The sequence below is a fragment of the Microvirga guangxiensis genome (assembly GCF_900102135.1).
In the GTDB taxonomy this organism is placed as follows: Bacteria; Pseudomonadota; Alphaproteobacteria; order Rhizobiales; family Beijerinckiaceae; genus Microvirga; species Microvirga guangxiensis.
The window spans coordinates 1-721 of sequence record NZ_FMVJ01000001.1 but is presented as its reverse complement, the minus strand read 5'-3'; the positions used below and the strand labels follow the sequence as shown (position 1 = coordinate 721).

The window sequence follows — 721 nt, the reverse complement described above, 5'->3', positions numbered from 1 at the left end:
CCACGAATTGGGGGCCTTAGCTGTAGGTCAGGGTTGTTTCCCTCTCCACGACGGACGTTAGCACCCGCCGTGTGTCTCCCGCGCAGTCCTCCCAGGTATTCGGAGTTTGGTTAGGTTTGGTACCGCTGTGGGCGGCCCTAGCCCATCCAGTGCTCTACCCCCTGGGGGATTCACGCGAGGCGCTACCTAAATAGCTTTCGCGGAGAACCAGCTATTTCCGAGTTTGATTGGCCTTTCACCCCTAGCCACAAGTCATCCGAGACTTTTTCAACAGGCACCGGTTCGGTCCTCCAGTGCGTGTTACCGCACCTTCAACCTGCTCATGGCTAGATCACCCGGTTTCGGGTCTAAAGCAACGAACTCAAACGCCCTATTCAGACTCGCTTTCGCTGCGCCTTCACCTATCGGCTTAAGCTTGCTCGTTACTTTAAGTCGCTGACCCATTATACAAAAGGTACGCCGTCACCCAGGACGAACCTTGGGCTCCGACTGTTTGTAAGCATCCGGTTTCAGGTACTATTTCACTCCCCTCGTCGGGGTGCTTTTCACCTTTCCCTCACGGTACTGGTTCACTATCGGTCGCTGAGGAGTACTTAGGCTTGGAGGGTGGTCCCCCCATGTTCAGACAGGATTTCACGTGTCCCGCCCTACTCAAATCCAACAATCACCCTGACCTGTACGGGGCTATCACCCATGCTGCCCGACTTTCCAGACGGTTCCA

1 rRNA gene is annotated in these 721 nt (G+C 55.5%); it reads right to left on the bottom strand.

Annotated elements, in window-relative coordinates:
• Window positions 1-721 (bottom strand): 23S ribosomal RNA (locus BLP10_RS00005); the annotation flags it as partial.